The organism is Vibrio neonatus, assembly GCF_024346975.1.
GTDB classification, from domain to species: Bacteria; Pseudomonadota; Gammaproteobacteria; order Enterobacterales; family Vibrionaceae; genus Vibrio; species Vibrio neonatus.
Map to the genome: position 1 here is coordinate 2,211,067 of NZ_AP024885.1, position 16,640 is coordinate 2,227,706.

Consider the following 16,640-nt stretch of genomic DNA (forward strand, 5'->3'; position numbering starts at 1 on the left):
TCATGTTGTTGTCTTTTTGTATAGATAGATTTCTATTAAATCAATAATGCCACTGCTGAGTAAATACTTTTTTGAAGCAAAGATAATAATAATCACCGGCAGTCCGTGAAAAGCATCACATTTAAGACGGTGTTTTTCCAAATAAGATTGACAACACGATAATTAAAAGGGATTCCTGGCGCTATTTATCACTATACTTTATACAGATAAAACAGAAGGATAGCTCTTCTGAGCTATCCTTCTGTTTTATCTAAAGTGACGGTAAATATTGATTACCATTCGTAGCCAACACCAGCACCGATTGAAACTTGTTCAGAACCAGTATCGTATGCAAGATTAGAACGAGCAGTGAAGTTTTCAGTAAAGCGGATACCAACACCACCAGCAATCGCATTTGCATCACCAGAGTGACCTAGCGCAACAGTTGTACTAATTTTACCAACGTTGTAAGGCATAACTAATGAACTTGCTGCAATACCTTGCGCCATTGCACCGTCCATAATTTTAGCTTGTTGTTCTAAATCAGCACGTAAGCCTTTAATGTCTTGGCTGTTTTGTTCAATACTTTGTGTATTTTGGTCAATGGCGTATGCATTGCTATCTATACGTGATGTGTTGCTAGTAATGTGGTGCGTGTTACTAGTAATAGTTTGTGTATTAGCTGTAATGTGCTGTGCGTTCGTTGTTGAACGAGCGTCCACTGCTTGAGCTAATTGAGTGTTTGAATGAACCACTTTTTGTGTCGCAGCAATAGTTTGTGTATTGGCAGTAATATGTTGTGTATTCGTTGTTGAACGAGCATCTACTGTTTTAACTAATTGAGTATTTGAATCAATTGCTTTGGTATTGGTTTCTATACCTTGAGTATTAGTATCAATAGCTTGTGTATTGGCTACTATACTATGTCCATTTGAAACAATAGCTTGTGAGTTACCAATAATACCTTGCGCATTATGAGTCGAACGTACATCTACTGAATGAGCTAATTGTGTGTTTTCATCTATTACTTGGGCATTTGTAGCAATACTATGGCCATTTGAAGCAATTGCTTGCGAGTTACCAACAATACCTTGTGCATTATGTACTGAACGTACGCTTGCTGTTTGAGCTACTTGAGTATTCTGATGAACAACTTGTTGAGTTTCATCGATGGTTTGGGCATTTGCTTCAGCTTTAACTTCTGCATTATGTGCTAAACCTGTATTTTGTAGCATTGTTTGGTGATCATCATTAACTGTAGAAGCTACTTTTTGAATATCATTACTGTTTTGATCAATCATATCACTATGTGATTGGACTACAGTTGCTACTGTATTTATATCTGCATTGTTCTGATCAATCATATCTGCATGTGCTTGAACCGCAGTTGCGACCGTATTTATATCTGCGCTGTTCTGGTCAATCATATCTGCATGTGCTTGAACCGTGGTTGCTACCGTATTTATATCTGCATTATTCTGATCAATCATATCTGCATGTGCTTGAACCGCACTTGCTACCGTATTTATATCTGCATTATTCTGATCAATCATATCTGCATGCGCTTGAACCGCACTTGCGACTGTATTTATATCTGCATTGTTCTGATCAATCATATCTGCATGTGCTTGAACCGCACTTGCGACTGTATTTATATCTGCATTATTCTGATCAATCATATCTGCATGCGCTTGAACCGCACTTGCGACTGTATTTATATCTGCATTGTTCTGATCAATCATATCTGCATGTGCTTGAACCGCACCTGCGACTGTATAAATATCTGCATTATTCTGATCAATCATATCTGCATGCGCTTGAACCGCACTTGCGACTGTATTTATATCTGCATTGTTCTGGTCAATCATATCTGCATGTGCTTGAACCGCACTTGCAACTGTATTAATGTCTGCATTGTTCTGATCAATCATACCTGCATGCGCTTGAACCGCACTTGCAACTGTATTTATACCCGCGTTGTTCTGATCAATCATATCTGCATGCGCTTGAACCGCACTTGCAACTGTATTTATACCCGCATTGTTCTGATCAATCATATCTGCATGCGCTTGAACCGCACTTGCAACTGTATTTATACCCGCATTGTTCTGATCAATCATATCTGCATGCGCTTGAATATTATCCTCATTTTTTTCTGAACGTAAATTAGCAGTCTGGGCAATAGTTTGCGGTGTAACTTGTGGTACTGGAGTCGGTTGCTGCATTTTTGATTTTCGTGTAGCAGTCAAATAAGTACTAACTTGTGGAGTAGTTTGTACAGCGTTGATTTTTTTACTGTGTGATAAAACAGTGATTGAACTTGATTGATCCCCAACTTGATTGCCTTGAACAGAGTCATTTGCCAATACACCAGTTGAAATAATTGCAGATACGGCTGCAGCCACTAAAGTTAATTTTCTCATCTTCTTACACCTTTCTACGCTCTACATGAGCACAGACAAAAACAATAAAGAAAACGAACGGTACACACTTGTTATCGAACGATTCACCATGAGGATTAATATATGCCTTTAAATTTATTATTCACTGTCAATAACTGCACACATACTTACCATTTTTGGTGTTTATAGGATTACCTTCTTAAATCAATAAGTTAAGTGTTAATTACCAAAAATGGGTGGTAATTTCACCACACACCCCACTATTAAAAACATGCTAGACGTCACATTTTTTATTTGAAAACGGCATAGAATACGCGAGGATATGTACTGAACACTACACTCGAAATTTGTAGGAAAACATATGCAATCTAAACAATCCGTTCTTGCTAAGAACATTGAAAAACGAATGCATGATTTAAACATTCCATCTAACTTAGCGCTGTCAAAAGCGTCGGGGGTAAGTCGTGTCGTAATCACTAATATTTTGCGACATCCAGAAAAATCAATCATGGCTGATAGTGCATTGCTTCTCAGTAAGCATCTAAAATGTCGTGTTGAGTGGCTTTTGACTGGAGAGGGTCCAATAAATCATGACGATGAAATAAACCACCAAAGACGCTCAGGTGCGCCGCTACTTTTGCTCAACGATATCACTGAGCAAAATATTGAAGATCTGCTATTGAAGGTTTCACAAAGTGATACTATTCCGCGCTTTATGTGCCCAACAGGTAATAAACCAAGCATTTTTGCCATTTGGCAAAGCCAACCAATAGGTAGGATCAACCATGCTGGATACCTTTATTTTGACCATAAAAAGCTCCCCACTTCTGGTCAACTAGTTATTGCAAAAACCACGCCTGAATCAGCCGCAGAATACATGGAATTTTACGCCACATATGACAAGAAATTTTTGCGTTATATCGAAAGGAATATTCCTGAAGAGCTGCGAATGATTGAGCTAAAAGATACCATGCAGATCATTGCAACATTTGAAAGTTTTGTTATTACATAAGGAAGGTAAGATTGAGCTTAAATCATCGATATTTCATAAAAATACCGCATTAAAAATGGCAGTCAATACTGCCATTTTTTGTTTATATTACGGTTACTTACTACTTAGTTAGCTTCTTAAGCCAATGCCTTTATCTACCAATCGATAAGCAATGGCAAAAAGCACAGCCACGAAAATAATCAGCACTGTAAATGAGCTTACAATCCCCACATCTGACACCCCTAAGAAGCCATAACGGAAAGCATTTACCATATACACAATTGGGTTGATCTTTGAGACTGCTTGCCAAAAATCGGGGAGTAGATTAATTGAATAAAAGACACCGCCAAGGTAGGTAAGAGGCGTCAATATAAAGGTCGGGATAATTGAAATATCATCAAATGTACCGGCAAAAACAGCATTGATTAAACCGCCCAGAGAGAACACTACTGAGGTCAAAAATACGGTGGCAATGATAAGACCCCAATGATGCACATTCAGATCAACAAAAAATAGGGACACTAACGTCACTATACTGCCCACCAACAAGCCTCGCACTACGCCGCCCATAACAAAACCTGCGATGATGACATAGGTAGGTACAGGGGCTACCAATAGTTCTTCAATGTTTTTTTGGAATTTAGCACTAAAGAATGAAGAAGCCACATTAGAATAAGAGTTGGTAATTACACTCATCATAATAAGGCCTGGTACGATATATTCCATGTAGCTAAAGCCGTTCATTTGACCAATTCGAGAACCGATTAGATTGCCGAAAATGATAAAATAGAGAGTCATAGTAATTGCTGGCGGGACTAATGTTTGCACCCAAATACGGGTGAATCGGTTGATCTCTTTTCTTAGCAAGCTTTTAAATGCTGTCCAATATACCGCGTACATTATTGTTGTTCCTTAGTTTGATCTCGAACGATAGTGACAAACAGTTCTTCTAAACGATTAGCCTTATTGCGCATTGAAAGCACTTTGATACCTGCATCACTCAACTGAGAAAATACATGGTTAAGCCCTTCTTCTTTCTTTAATTCTATTTCAAGCGAACCATTGACTAGATTTTGATTCTCGACACCTTCTAGTATTCCAGGTTGCGCCCCTTCCTCTAGATCGAGAATAAAGGTTTCTACCTGCAGTTTGTTCAATAGGCTTTTCATACTGGTATCTTCAATCAACTCACCGCGATTAATAATACCGATATTGCGACACAGCATTTCAGCTTCTTCAAGATAGTGAGTCGTCAGGATAATGGTGATGCCTTCTTTATTGATCTTTTGCAAGAACTCCCACATGGAACGTCGCAGTTCAATATCAACTCCAGCAGTGGGTTCATCAAGGATCAGTAGCTTTGGTTCATGCATTAACGCACGCACAATCATCAATCTGCGCTTCATGCCGCCAGATAGACTACGGGCTCTCTCATGGCGTTTCTCCCATAGATCAAGCTGAGTTAGGTACTTCTGTGCCCTTTCTTTTGCTTCGCTTCTAGAGACGCCGTAGTAGCCTGCTTGCTGCATAACTATCTGCTCTACGGTCTCAAACATGTTGAAATTAAATTCTTGCGGAACTAAGCCTAAATACTGCTTGGCTAACTCTAAATCTTGACTTAAATTATGACCAAATACAGAGACATCCCCTGATGTTTTATTCACCAGTGATGAAATAATACCGATCGTCGTAGACTTACCTGCGCCATTTGGCCCAAGCAGAGCATAAAAATCACCTTGTTGCACACGAAGAGAGACTCCCTTGAGTGCTTCAAAGCCACCTTTGTAAGTTTTACGTAGATTATCTATTTCTAATGCATACATATGATGTGAATTTCTCAATGTTTATTTGTCACAAATCCGATTTGATTTGCCAATATTTTAGGTATAGTAACTGAATATACAAAAAAGGACTTAACATGCCAGAAATTAAACTTTTGTTTGAAAACAATTCCAAGTGGTCACAAACACTTAAAGACGACCAACCCGAGTATTTTTCAACCTTAGCACAAGGACAAAGCCCCGATTTTCTATGGATTGGCTGCTCTGACAGCCGAGTTCCGGCAGAACGTCTTACCGGCCTATTCTCAGGAGAACTGTTTGTTCACCGCAACGTAGCTAACCAAGTAATACACACGGATTTAAATTGCTTATCTGTAGTGCAATATGCGGTAGACGTTCTCAAAGTAAAACACATTATTATCTGTGGTCACTATGGCTGTGGCGGTGTAAACGCTTCAATTGAAAACCCTAAACTGGGTTTAATTAACAACTGGTTACTGCACATTCGCGACCTATACCTAAAGCATCGCGATATGCTCGACCAACTGCCTCCAGAAGTCCGAACTGATAAGTTATGTGAAATCAACGTAGCTGGGCAAGTGTACAACTTAGCCAACTCAACCATCATGCAATCGGCATGGGAGCGAGGACAGGAAGTTGAAATTCATGGCGTTGTTTACGGTATCAGTGACGGCAAACTGGAAGATCTTGGTGTGCGCTGTTCTAGCCATGAAAGCTTAGAGGAAAACTTCCCGAAAGCGATGGCAAAAATACTAGGCCAAGATCTAGACTAAAATTAAGTTCTAACGCTTTAAAGAAACAAATACTCGCATGATTCATGTCGAGTATTTGTTTCGATCCTATTCAATAACTAAGTCAATAACTAAGTCAACAACTAGGTCAATAACCGAGCTTTTAATCTCTGTTTTTATAACGGGATAACTTTACCAATGTACGGAAGATTACGGTATTTTTGTGCGTAATCGATGCCAACACCCACTACAAATTCATCTGGAATTTCAAAACCAATCCACTTCACATCAACGTGCACTTCACGTCGAGAAGGCTTATCTAATAACGTTGCGATTTGAATAGAGTTTGGCTCACGAATCGACAAGATTTCACACACTTTACTTAGCGTATTGCCCGTATCAATGATGTCTTCTACGAGCAAAACATCTTTGCCCTTAATGTCATCATCGAGATCTTTAAGGATACGTACGTCACGAGAACTTTCCATGCTATTGCCATAGCTAGAAGCTGTCATAAAGTCGACGCTGTGATTTACTGTGACAGCGCGAGATAAGTCTGCCATAAAGACAAATGAACCACGTAGAAGTCCCACTAGAACCAATTCTTTACTGTCTTTATAGTGCTCATTAATTTGAGCGCCAAGTTGTTGTACTCGTTCTTGAACCTCTTGTTCAGAGATCATCACTTCTACGGTATGTTTCATACTGTTCTCTCGTTTACTGGACTCGCATCAACTATAGCCACCCACTACCATACTGTCGCAAAATTTTGCGTTTGAATGGCAAGGTGGGCTCAAAAAAGTCGTTGAGCTTAAAATGGGCGAGCATTGTAACAAACAATGTTTGAAACCGAAAAAAATAATCCTCCGGCATAGCCGGAGGTTTTTCATATGCGCCTATAAGGCTTTCATGCTGGCAGCGCCCTAGCAGGCGCATAATGATCTGACATGTGCATAAAGATTCTTACTTACGGCCCGTAAACGGGCTACCTGGATACGGGAGCGATAACTGATCCCCCATCTTATCCTGTTCTAATTGGTGCTTTATGTAACTTTTGATCTTGCTAGTATTTTTTCCAACCGTATCTACATAATATCCACGGCACCAAAACTCTCGGTTTCTATATTTAAATTTCAAATTGCCAAACCGCTCATACAACATCAAACTACTTTTACCTTTCAAATACCCCATAAACACTGAAACACTGAAACACTCATCTTAGGCGGTATTTCTAAAAGCATATGGATATGATCCACACAACATTCTGCTTCAATGATATTTACATTTTTCCATTCACACAGCTTTCGTAATATTTCACCTACGGCTCTCCTTTTTTCACCATAGAACACCTGTCTTCTATATTTTGGTGCAAAAACTATATGATATTTACAATTCCAGCGCGTGTGCGCTAAGCTCTTTTCGTCCCCCATTGGGACCCCCTTTCAATTTTAATTCAACTCTTGTAGTTGCCAGACCACAAGGTATTTTTATCAAATTGAAAGGGGTTTTATAACTGACTCATAGCTGTAAGCTTTACTGAACCCCCAGCCTAGCTGGGGGTTTTCTCTATACAAAAAAAACCCAGCTAAAAAGCTGGGTTTTATTTTCAAACTAATTGTTCAGCAAATAAGAAATTACTTCTTCTTCACTGCTTTCTTGTTTGGAAGGTCAGTAATAGAGCCTTCAAATACTTCAGCAGCCAAGCCTACAGATTCGTGTAGTGTTGGGTGAGCATGGATAGTCAATGCGATATCTTCCGCATCACAACCCATCTCGATAGCAAGACCGATTTCACCAAGAAGTTCACCACCGTTAGTACCAACAATAGCACCACCGATTACGCGATGAGTATCTTTATCAAAGATCATCTTAGTCATACCATCAGCACAATCTGATGCGATTGCACGACCAGAAGCAGCCCAAGGGAAAGTAGAAACTTCGTAGTTAATACCTTCAGCTTTTGCTTCTTTCTCAGTCTTACCTACCCATGCCACTTCTGGCTCTGTGTAAGCAATTGAAGGAATCACTTTAGGGTCAAAGTAGTGTTTCTTACCAGAGATAACCTCTGCCGCTACGTGACCTTCATGCACACCTTTGTGCGCAAGCATAGGTTGACCAACCACATCACCAATAGCGTGAATGTGCGGTACGTTAGTACGCATTTGCTTATCAACGTTGATGAAACCACGCTCATCTACTTCAATACCCGCTTTTTCAGCGTCGATAAGTGCGCCGTTTGGTACACGACCGATAGCCACAAGAACAGCATCGTAACGCTCAGCTTCTGCTGGTGCTTTTTTGCCTTCCATTGAAACGTAGATACCGTCTTCTTTCGCTTCAACTGCAGTTACTTTAGTTTCAAGCATTAGCTTGAACTTGTCTTTAATGCGCTTAGTGAAGACTTTAACGATGTCTTTATCCGCAGCAGGGATAACTTGGTCAAACATCTCTACAACTTCAACTTTAGAACCTAGAGAGTGGTAAACCGTACCCATTTCTAGACCGATGATACCACCACCCATGATAAGCAGTTTCTCAGGTACTTCTTTAAGCTCAAGTGCATCCGTAGAATCCCAAATACGTGGGTCTTCATGTGGAATGAACGGCAGTTTGATTGGGCGAGAACCCGCCGCAATGATTGCGTTATCAAAAGTCACCGTTGTCGACTCTTCGCCTTCAACTTGAATAGTGTTAGGGCCAGTAAATTTACCGTAACCATTCACTACTGTTACTTTACGCATTTTAGCCATGCCGTTAAGGCCGCCAGTTAGCTGATCAACAACTTTTTCTTTCCAGATACGGATTTTGCTGATGTCTGTAGTTGGTTCGCCAAATACAACACCGTGCTCAGCCATTGCTTTTGCTTCTTCAATTACTTTAGATACGTGAAGAAGTGCTTTCGATGGGATACAACCCACGTTTAGACAAACACCACCTAGGGTGCTATAGCGTTCAACCAGTACCGTTTCAAGACCTAAATCTGCACAACGGAAAGCAGCAGAGTATCCAGCAGGACCTGAACCAAGTACTACAACTTGGGCTTTAATTTCTTTGCTCATTTTGACCTCTTGTAGTCATTATCCCTAACAGGCTAATTGGGTTTTGCGTCACTCCAGTTTACAAATTTGTAAACTAAGAGAAAACTAATTCCATTTAGGCTGTGAGCTATACAACAATTCGACGTCTATTATCTTAGATTTCGTCGAATTTTGTTAAAAAATTTCGATAAAAATCACTCACATAAAACAAGGGGATTCCCTTTACTGTGAGTGAGAAAGAGCAGCTCTTATGAGCTGCTCTCTATGATTACATTACAAGGCGACGAATATCGCTCATGCACTGGTTCAAGAAGGTAATGAAACGCGCACCTTCTGCACCATCAATCACACGGTGATCATAAGATAGAGACAGTGGAAGCATTAGACGAGGAGTAAACTCGCTGCCATTCCATACTGGCTTAATCTCAGACTTAGACACACCAAGGATACCGACTTCAGGAGCATTTACGATAGGAGTAAATGCTGTACCACCAATGCCACCTAGGCTAGAGATAGTGAAACAGCCACCTTGCATATCACCTGCTGTCAGTTTACCTGCACGAGCTTTCTTAGAAATCGCTGCAAGTTCTGCTGATAGCTCGTAAATACCTTTCTTGTTCACGTCTTTAAAGACAGGAACCACTAGGCCATTTGGCGTATCTACCGCGATACCTACGTTTACGTATTTCTTCAGAATAATGCTTTCGCCGTCTTCAGAAAGAGATGAGTTAAACGATGGGAACTCTTCAAGTGCTTTCGCTACTGCTTTCAAGATAAACACTAGAGGCGTGATCTTGATGCCAGAATCTTTCTTAGCTTCAAATGCGTTCTGCTCTTTACGGAACTTCTCAAGCTCAGTGATATCAGCATTATCCCACTGTGTAACGTGCGGGATCATTACCCAGTTACGGTGCAGGTTAGCGCCAGAAATTTTCTTAATCTTAGAAAGCTTCTTAACTTCAGTGTCACCAAATTTGCTAAAGTCCACTTTCGGCCAAGGTAGTAGGCCAAGTGCACTGCCGTCGCCTTTGCCAGATGCTGCTGCACCAGACTCAAGACGTTTAAGCGCATCTTTAACGAAAGACTGTACGTCTTCTTTTAGGATGCGGTTCTTACGGCCAGTACCTTTAACTTTAGAAAGGTTAACACCAAACTCACGAGCAAGACGACGAACCACTGGAGAAGCATGAGTGTACTCATGATTTTCTTGGAAATCGTTAGCTTGTGGAGCGGCTGCCGCTTTAGGTGCCGCAGCTGGCGCTGGAGCAGGAGCTGCTGCTGGTGCCGTTGCTTGAGCAACAGGAGCTGCAACAACTGCGCCGCCTGCTGTTTCAAATACCATGATTAAAGAACCAGTAGAAACTGAATCGCCTTCAGCAACTTTGATTTCTTTAACTGTGCCGGCAAATGGTGCAGGTACTTCCATAGAAGCCTTGTCACCTTCAACAGTAATTAGAGATTGCTCTTCTTCTACTGTATCGCCAACCGCAACCATGATTTCAGTCACTTCAACTTCGTCACCGCCGATATCAGGTACATTAACGTCTTGTACTGCAGAAGCAGTCGCAACTGGCGCGGCCGCAGGTGCAGCAGCAACAGGAGCTGCTGGAGCGCTAGCGCCAGTTTCAAATACCATGATAAGAGAACCAGTAGAAACAGCGTCGCCAGATGCTACTTTGATTTCTTTAACTGTACCTGCAAATGGAGCTGGTACTTCCATAGAAGCTTTGTCGCCTTCAACAGTAAGAAGTGATTGCTCTTCTTCTACTGTATCGCCAACTGCCACCATAATTTCAGTAACTTCTACTTCGTCGCCACCGATATCTGGAACGTGAACTTCTTTTAGTTCAGAAGCGCCCGCAGGAGCAGCTACTGGAGCCGCTTCAACTGCTGGAGCAACTGGTGCTGCAGCAGCACCAGACTCTTCTTCAAAAATCATAATTAAAGAACCTGTAGAAACTGAATCACCTTCAGCTACTTTGATTTCTTTAACAATACCCGCTTGAGACGCAGGAACTTCCATTGAAGCCTTGTCGCCCTCAACAGTGATTAGTGACTGTTCTTCCTCAACCTTGTCACCAACGTTAACTAGAATCTCAGTTACTTCAACCTCATCAGCACCAATGTCAGGTACATTAATTTCGATTGTCATTGTTTATTTCCCTTACTCAATGGAAGTCTTATGCAAATTGCGGGTTAGTTTTTTCTGTATCGATGTTGAATTTAGCAATTGCTTCTGCAACTACAGATTTCTCAACATCACCACGTTTAGCCAGTTCAGTTAGCGCCGCAACGACAACGTAGCCTGCGTTAACTTCAAAGTGACGACGTAGATTTTCACGGCTATCTGAACGACCAAAGCCGTCAGTACCCAGTACTTTATATGACTCAGCAGGAACGTAAGCACGTACTTGCTCAGCGTAGTTCTTCATGTAATCTGTTGCCGCGATTGCTGGCTCATTACCCAGAACAGTAGTGATGTAAGGTACTTGATCTTCAGCTTCAGGGTGAAGCATGTTGTAACGCTCAACATTTTGACCATCACGAGTCAGTTCGTTGAAAGAAGTTACAGAGAATACGTCAGATGCTACGCCGTACTCTTCGCTTAGGATTTCAGCTGCTTTACGTACTTCATTCATGATAGTACCAGAGCTCAATAGCTGAACTTTACCTTTGCTACCTTCGTGAGATTGAAGCTTGTAAATACCTTTACGAATGCCTTCTTCAGCGCCTTCTGGCATTGCTGGCATTGCGTAGTTTTCGTTCATTACTGTTAGGTAGTAGTAAATACTTTCTTGCTCAGGACCGTACATGCGACGGATACCGTCTTGCATGATTACTGCTAGCTCGTAAGCAAACGTTGGGTCGTAAGTCACACAGTTAGGGATAGTGTTCGCTTGGATGTGCGAATGACCATCTTCGTGCTGTAGACCTTCACCGTTCAATGTTGTACGGCCAGCTGTAGCACCTAGTAGGAAGCCACGAGCTTGTTGGTCACCTGCTAGCCATGCCATGTCACCAATACGTTGGAAACCAAACATTGAGTAGTAGATGTAGAACGGAATCATTGGCAGGTTGTTAGTGCTGTATGAAGTTGCAGCAGCAACCCAAGACGCCATTGAACCTAATTCGTTGATACCTTCTTGTAGAACTTGACCAGAAGTTGCTTCTTTGTAGTAAGAAACAATGCCCTTATCTTCAGGAGTGTATTCCTGACCATGCGGGTTGTAGATACCGATCTGACGGAATAGACCTTCCATACCAAATGTACGAGCTTCGTCACAGATGATAGGTACGATGTTCTTACCGATATTTTTGTTTTTCAACAAAATATTCAAAGTACGAACATAAGCCATTGTAGTCGAGATTTCACGTTTCTGCGCGCCAAGTAGCGGAGCAAACTCTTCTAGCTCAGGAACTTTGAATTCTTGAGTGAATTTAGTTAGACGCTGAGGAGTGTAACCGTGTAGAGCGTTACGACGAGCGTGCATGTATTCGTACTCAGGCGTACCTTCTTCTAGTTTCAAGTAAGGTAGTTCACTTACTTTTTCATCAGAAAGAATGTCTTGTAGGCCTAGACGATCACGTAGGTGTTGAACATGAGTCATGTCCATTTTCTTCACGCCGTGTGCAATGTTTTTACCTTCAGCTGCATCACCCATGCCGTAACCTTTAACAGTTTTAGCTAGGATTACCGTTGGCTTGCCGCCTGTTTCTTTTGCATTGTTAAATGCAGCAAACAGTTTAGATGAATCATGACCACCACGCTTAAGAGCGAAGATTTCGTCATCAGTCATATCAGCAACAAGTGCTGCTGTTTCAGGGTATTTACCAAAGAAGTGCTCACGTACGTATGCGCCATCTTTAGATTTGAATGTTTGGTAGTCACCGTCAACAGTTTCGTTCATAAGTTGAAGAAGCTTGCCTGTGGTGTCTTTTGCAAGTAGAGAATCCCAGTTGCTACCCCAGATAACTTTAACAACGTTCCAACCTGCGCCTTTAAATAGACCTTCAAGTTCTTGGATGATGCTACCGTTACCCATTACAGGGCCGTCTAGACGCTGTAGGTTACAGTTGATTAGGAAACATAGGTTGTCCAGTTTTTCACGAGCAGCAAATGAGATTGCACCGCGTGATTCTGGCTCATCCATCTCGCCATCACCTAGGAACGCGTATACGCGTTGCGCTGAAGTTTCTTTCAGGCCACGGCCTTCTAGGTACTTAAGGAAACGTGCTTGATAGATTGCAGAGATTGGACCTAGGCCCATAGATACTGTTGGGAACTGCCAGAATTCAGGCATCAACTTAGGGTGTGGGTATGAAGGGATACCTTTACCATCAACTTCTTGACGGAAGTTATCTAGTTGCTCTTCAGTTAGACGACCCTCAACGAATGCGCGAGAGTAGATTCCTGGAGAAATATGACCTTGATAATAAACTAAGTCGCCACCGTCCGTCTCATTTGGAGCACGGAAGAAATGGTTGAAACAAACTTCGTAGAAAGCAGCTGCAGACTGGTAAGAAGCCATGTGGCCACCAAGGTCTAAGTCTTTCTTAGAAGCACGCAATACAATCATAATTGCGTTCCAGCGAATGATTGAGCGAATACGACGCTCTAGCGTAATGTCACCAGGGTAAGCTGGTTCTTGCGCTGCTGGAATGGTATTAATGTAGTTAGTGTTAATGCCAGTTGGCATATCAACACCGTCTAAACGCGCCTTATCTAGAACTTGTTCTAGTAAGAATTGTGCACGCTCTACACCTTCTTCACGTACTACTGACTCAAGAGCCTCTAGCCAATCTTGAGTTTCCAGAGCATCAACGTCATGCTTCTTATCAGACATTGCGAACTATCCTTTTATTAAGTTAGGTCAACTACTAGGGTCACATACCCTAAGCAAAAGCTTACTATTTGTTCTGTTGAATTCGACGTAATGACAGAGCTCGTCTATCTTGCTCTTCGGTCAAATCCGACAATGTTTCATCGATAAAGGCCAAATGAACTTCACACAACTCGCGAGCTCGTTGTGGTTGTCTGGAAGTGATAGCGTCTACTATCTCTTCTCGGTACTCATTTAGCTTTTGTATAGCGTCGTCACGACCGTGCAAAAGCATCAAGTTTTGTGACACGTTCTCTTGTAATAATGGTGCAAGACTACGAACAATATGCAATAGCACTACATTGTGTGAAGCCTCTGAAATGGCAATCAAAAACTCCATGATTGCTTTAGCTTCACTTTCTATATCGTCGCCATTTACTGGAATATTCAGCAATTTTTGACATTCAGTGATACGTTGAAAGTCTTCAACCGTTCCTCGTAATGCCGCAAAATACGCTGAGATACCTTCTAAAGCATGACGCGTTTCTAATAAATCTCTTTGCGTATCAGAATGACTCGCCAACAGATTAAATAACGGATCAGCCAAATTAGAAGACAAGCTTTCACAGACAAAAGTTCCGCCACCTTGGCGTCGAGTCAGTAATCCTTTAGCTTCTAGCCGCTGAATTGCTTCTCTTACTGAAGGTCTTGAAACATCAAACTGCTTCGCCAGTTCTCTCTCCGAAGGTAGTTTTTTCCCAGGAGATAAAATTCCGTCCAAAATTAATGTTTCCAACTCTTTTTCTATCACATCAGATAGTTTAGGTTGGCGAATACTTCGAAAGGAAACTTTTGGCATTTAATTCTCTGCGTCCTGCACGTTGTAAATTGGTATTACCAATTTTAACTTGAAGCGAAACTTAACATATCAATTTCTTTCCTGTCTAGGAAAACTTGATTTAAATCATGGAATGACAATAGCGATAACATAAAACCGCTAATTCAACCCTGATATGTGAATATATTGTTACTTAAGATGTCATCTTCGAGTTTAACGCTACAAACTCTATTTGTATGACAAATTTATCAAACATATATTATTTTGCAATCAACTTATTAAATTTTGACCAATGAAATGACAATCCGGGGTCAGTTTTGCGTAATGGCGCGATATATTGATGCCCGGTAATACGCAACGGTGTTAACTTCGGATATTGCTCGAGTAAATACCTTGTTACTTCCGCTAACGCTTGGTATTGCGCATCGGTATATGCAATAAAATCTGTCCCTTCAAGTTCAATACCAATAGAAAAATCATTACAACGCTCTCTGCCCGCAAAAGAGGACACGCCCGCATGCCATGCCCTTTTTTCAAACGGGACAAACTGGACAATTTCTCCGTCTCTTTTTATAAGGCAATGTGCAGAAACTCGCATCTGACTGATCCTTTCAAAAAAGGGATGCGCATCAGCACTTAACCTTCCTTGAAAAAAAGCTTCGATATTGTTTTGCGAGAACTCCCCAGGAGGCAGGGAAATATTATGTATGACAAGCAGTGAAATGTCTCGAAGGTCTGGCCTATCGTCGCAATAGGGAGAAGGCACAACTTTCGCGTTCGAATACCATGATGAAGTGGACATTTTTATTATCCTAGATCAATTGTTGCTGAATTATAATTCAAGCAAGAGTATCATTCAGCACAAATTGGTTTTAAACAACATAGTGAAAGTTTTGGATATGAAAAATACCCACGACAGCGGTGCTCGTTTAGCGTACCTAAAGCAACAATTACCTCATGAAGTCGCTCGCGCAGTAGAAGAAACCCTAAGAGAAGATCTTGGCGGTACTTTAGATGCAGCGGTGGATATTACCGCTAATCTTATTGCGGCTGATACACAAGGTGTCGCCACCATCATTACTCGTGAACATGGCGTCTTTTGTGGAAAAATGTGGGCTGATGAAGTCTTTAAGCAACTTGGCGGACAAGTCTCGATTGACTGGCACGTAGAAGATGGCGACGCCGTTCAGCCAAACCAAACGCTATGTACCTTAAGTGGCCCAGCTCGCACCCTGCTTACTGGCGAGCGTAATGCGATGAACTTCATCCAAACCCTATCTGGCTGTGCCACCGTAGTTGCGGAATACGTCAGCAAGATTGAAGGTACTGGGTGTAAACTGCTCGATACTCGTAAAACCATCCCATGCCTGCGCAGTGCTCTTAAATATGCTGTCGCTTGTGGTGGCGGTTTTAACCATCGCATCGGTGTGTTTGACGCTTACTTGATTAAGGAAAACCACATCATTGCCTGTGGTGGCATTAAGCAAGCTATCTCAACGGCGAAAGAGCTATCGCCGGGTAAACCGGTGGAAGTGGAAACCGAAAGCATTGCAGAAATGCAAGCGGCTATTGAAGCCGGCGCTGACATTATTATGTTAGATAACTTTACGTTAGATATGATGAGAGAAGCGGTAGCAATCAACCAAGGTCAAGCGGTACTGGAAAACTCAGGTAACGTGACCCTAGAGACTATTCGCTCAATTGCGGAAACAGGCGTTGATTACATCTCGGTCGGTGCGCTGACTAAGCACCTGAAGTGCATGGACCTATCGATGCGTTTCAAATAATTTCAAAAGAAATCATTCTGTATAAGGTCAGCGTTGCTGGCCTTTTTTATTGCGCAGTATTATACCAATCGTACTAAATAACTGGTCATTCTAGCTTGTTAAAATGCTCGATAACGGCGTTAGATTTTTTGATTGTAGAATAACTACTTATCGAAAAATTCTGCCTTGTTCTCGAGCATTTTTCCTGCGCTAGTTCTGATCACTTACTTAGTGTGATTGGTATTAACTCACGACTGCCCTACTCCTACCCAG

The 16,640-nt window shown here is 41.6% G+C and carries 12 protein-coding genes and 1 pseudogene; 3 read left to right on the forward strand and 10 right to left on the reverse strand.

The genetic code is table 11. From position 1 onward, the window contains the following. Positions 1–272 precede the first annotated feature (272 nt). Positions 273–2,402: a YadA-like family protein gene (locus OCU38_RS10190; protein WP_261822993.1), complete on the reverse strand. Its 2,130-nt coding sequence runs from the start codon at positions 2,400–2,402 to the stop codon at positions 273–275. Between the two features lie 340 nt (positions 2,403–2,742). On the opposite strand from OCU38_RS10190, the gene OCU38_RS10195 reads away from it, so the two are divergent. Next, complete coding sequence (locus OCU38_RS10195) at positions 2,743–3,393, forward strand: hypothetical protein (RefSeq protein ID WP_261822994.1); 651 nt, start codon at positions 2,743–2,745, stop codon at positions 3,391–3,393. A gap of 108 nt (positions 3,394–3,501) precedes the next feature. Here the strand turns inward: OCU38_RS10195 and OCU38_RS10200 are convergent, their stop codons facing one another. After that, a complete protein-coding gene (locus OCU38_RS10200; protein WP_119006001.1) occupies positions 3,502–4,272 on the reverse strand; it encodes an ABC transporter permease in 771 nt (256 codons plus the stop codon). Further along, positions 4,272–5,195 carry an ABC transporter ATP-binding protein gene (locus OCU38_RS10205; protein ID WP_023405434.1) on the reverse strand — a complete coding sequence of 308 codons (924 nt, stop codon included), beginning with the start codon at positions 5,193–5,195 and terminating at the stop codon, positions 4,272–4,274. The genes OCU38_RS10200 and OCU38_RS10205 overlap by 1 nt, the downstream gene beginning before the upstream one ends. Positions 5,196–5,290: 95 nt before the next feature. Between OCU38_RS10205 and can the strand changes: the two genes are divergently transcribed. Next, positions 5,291–5,947 carry a carbonate dehydratase gene (can, locus tag OCU38_RS10210; protein WP_261822995.1) on the forward strand — a complete coding sequence of 219 codons (657 nt, stop codon included), beginning with the start codon at positions 5,291–5,293 and terminating at the stop codon, positions 5,945–5,947. A 134-nt stretch (positions 5,948–6,081) separates the two neighbouring features. Here the strand turns inward: can and hpt are convergent, their stop codons facing one another. From hpt to ampD, 7 genes and pseudogenes are all read right to left on the reverse strand, one after another. After that, positions 6,082–6,609, reverse strand: a complete 528-nt coding sequence (gene hpt / locus OCU38_RS10215; RefSeq protein ID WP_261822996.1) for a hypoxanthine phosphoribosyltransferase — start codon at positions 6,607–6,609, stop codon at positions 6,082–6,084. A 259-nt stretch (positions 6,610–6,868) separates the two neighbouring features. Continuing rightward, positions 6,869–7,335 (reverse strand): annotated as a pseudogene (gene tnpA, locus OCU38_RS10220) (IS200/IS605 family transposase). Between the two features lie 204 nt (positions 7,336–7,539). Then, positions 7,540–8,964: a dihydrolipoyl dehydrogenase gene (gene lpdA, locus OCU38_RS10225; RefSeq protein ID WP_261822997.1), complete on the reverse strand. Its 1,425-nt coding sequence runs from the start codon at positions 8,962–8,964 to the stop codon at positions 7,540–7,542. 247 nt (positions 8,965–9,211) lie between these two features. Next, positions 9,212–11,095, reverse strand: a complete 1,884-nt coding sequence (gene aceF / locus OCU38_RS10230; protein ID WP_261822998.1) for a pyruvate dehydrogenase complex dihydrolipoyllysine-residue acetyltransferase — start codon at positions 11,093–11,095, stop codon at positions 9,212–9,214. Positions 11,096–11,123: 28 nt separating this feature from the next. Then, the gene (aceE, locus tag OCU38_RS10235; RefSeq protein ID WP_261822999.1) at positions 11,124–13,787 is read right to left on the reverse strand and encodes a pyruvate dehydrogenase (acetyl-transferring), homodimeric type; all 2,664 of its coding nucleotides are present in this window, start codon (positions 13,785–13,787) and stop codon (positions 11,124–11,126) included. 64 nt (positions 13,788–13,851) lie between these two features. After that, entirely contained in the window at positions 13,852–14,622 is a 771-nt protein-coding gene (gene pdhR, locus OCU38_RS10240) for a pyruvate dehydrogenase complex transcriptional repressor PdhR (RefSeq protein WP_261823000.1), read from the reverse strand. Between the two features lie 238 nt (positions 14,623–14,860). Beyond that, a complete protein-coding gene (ampD, locus tag OCU38_RS10245) occupies positions 14,861–15,403 on the reverse strand; it encodes a 1,6-anhydro-N-acetylmuramyl-L-alanine amidase AmpD (protein ID WP_261823001.1) in 543 nt (180 codons plus the stop codon). A 97-nt stretch (positions 15,404–15,500) separates the two neighbouring features. On the opposite strand from ampD, the gene nadC reads away from it, so the two are divergent. Continuing rightward, positions 15,501–16,388, forward strand: a complete 888-nt coding sequence (gene nadC / locus OCU38_RS10250; RefSeq protein ID WP_261823002.1) for a carboxylating nicotinate-nucleotide diphosphorylase — start codon at positions 15,501–15,503, stop codon at positions 16,386–16,388. Positions 16,389–16,640: the final 252 nt, after the last annotated feature.

Coding starts and splice junctions, on each gene's coding strand:
- ampD (WP_261823001.1), bottom strand. CDS start 15,403: ATGTCCACTTCATCATGGTATTCGAACGCGAAAGTTGTGCCTTCTCCC.
- lpdA (WP_261822997.1), bottom strand. CDS start 8,964: ATGAGCAAAGAAATTAAAGCCCAAGTTGTAGTACTTGGTTCAGGTCCT.
- OCU38_RS10205 (WP_023405434.1), bottom strand. CDS start 5,195: ATGTATGCATTAGAAATAGATAATCTACGTAAAACTTACAAAGGTGGC.
- pdhR (WP_261823000.1), bottom strand. CDS start 14,622: ATGCCAAAAGTTTCCTTTCGAAGTATTCGCCAACCTAAACTATCTGAT.
- OCU38_RS10190 (WP_261822993.1), bottom strand. CDS start 2,402: ATGAGAAAATTAACTTTAGTGGCTGCAGCCGTATCTGCAATTATTTCA.
- OCU38_RS10200 (WP_119006001.1), bottom strand. CDS start 4,272: ATGTACGCGGTATATTGGACAGCATTTAAAAGCTTGCTAAGAAAAGAG.
- aceE (WP_261822999.1), bottom strand. CDS start 13,787: ATGTCTGATAAGAAGCATGACGTTGATGCTCTGGAAACTCAAGATTGG.
- OCU38_RS10195 (WP_261822994.1), top strand. CDS start 2,743: ATGCAATCTAAACAATCCGTTCTTGCTAAGAACATTGAAAAACGAATG.
- hpt (WP_261822996.1), bottom strand. CDS start 6,609: ATGAAACATACCGTAGAAGTGATGATCTCTGAACAAGAGGTTCAAGAA.
- can (WP_261822995.1), top strand. CDS start 5,291: ATGCCAGAAATTAAACTTTTGTTTGAAAACAATTCCAAGTGGTCACAA.
- aceF (WP_261822998.1), bottom strand. CDS start 11,095: ATGACAATCGAAATTAATGTACCTGACATTGGTGCTGATGAGGTTGAA.
- nadC (WP_261823002.1), top strand. CDS start 15,501: ATGAAAAATACCCACGACAGCGGTGCTCGTTTAGCGTACCTAAAGCAA.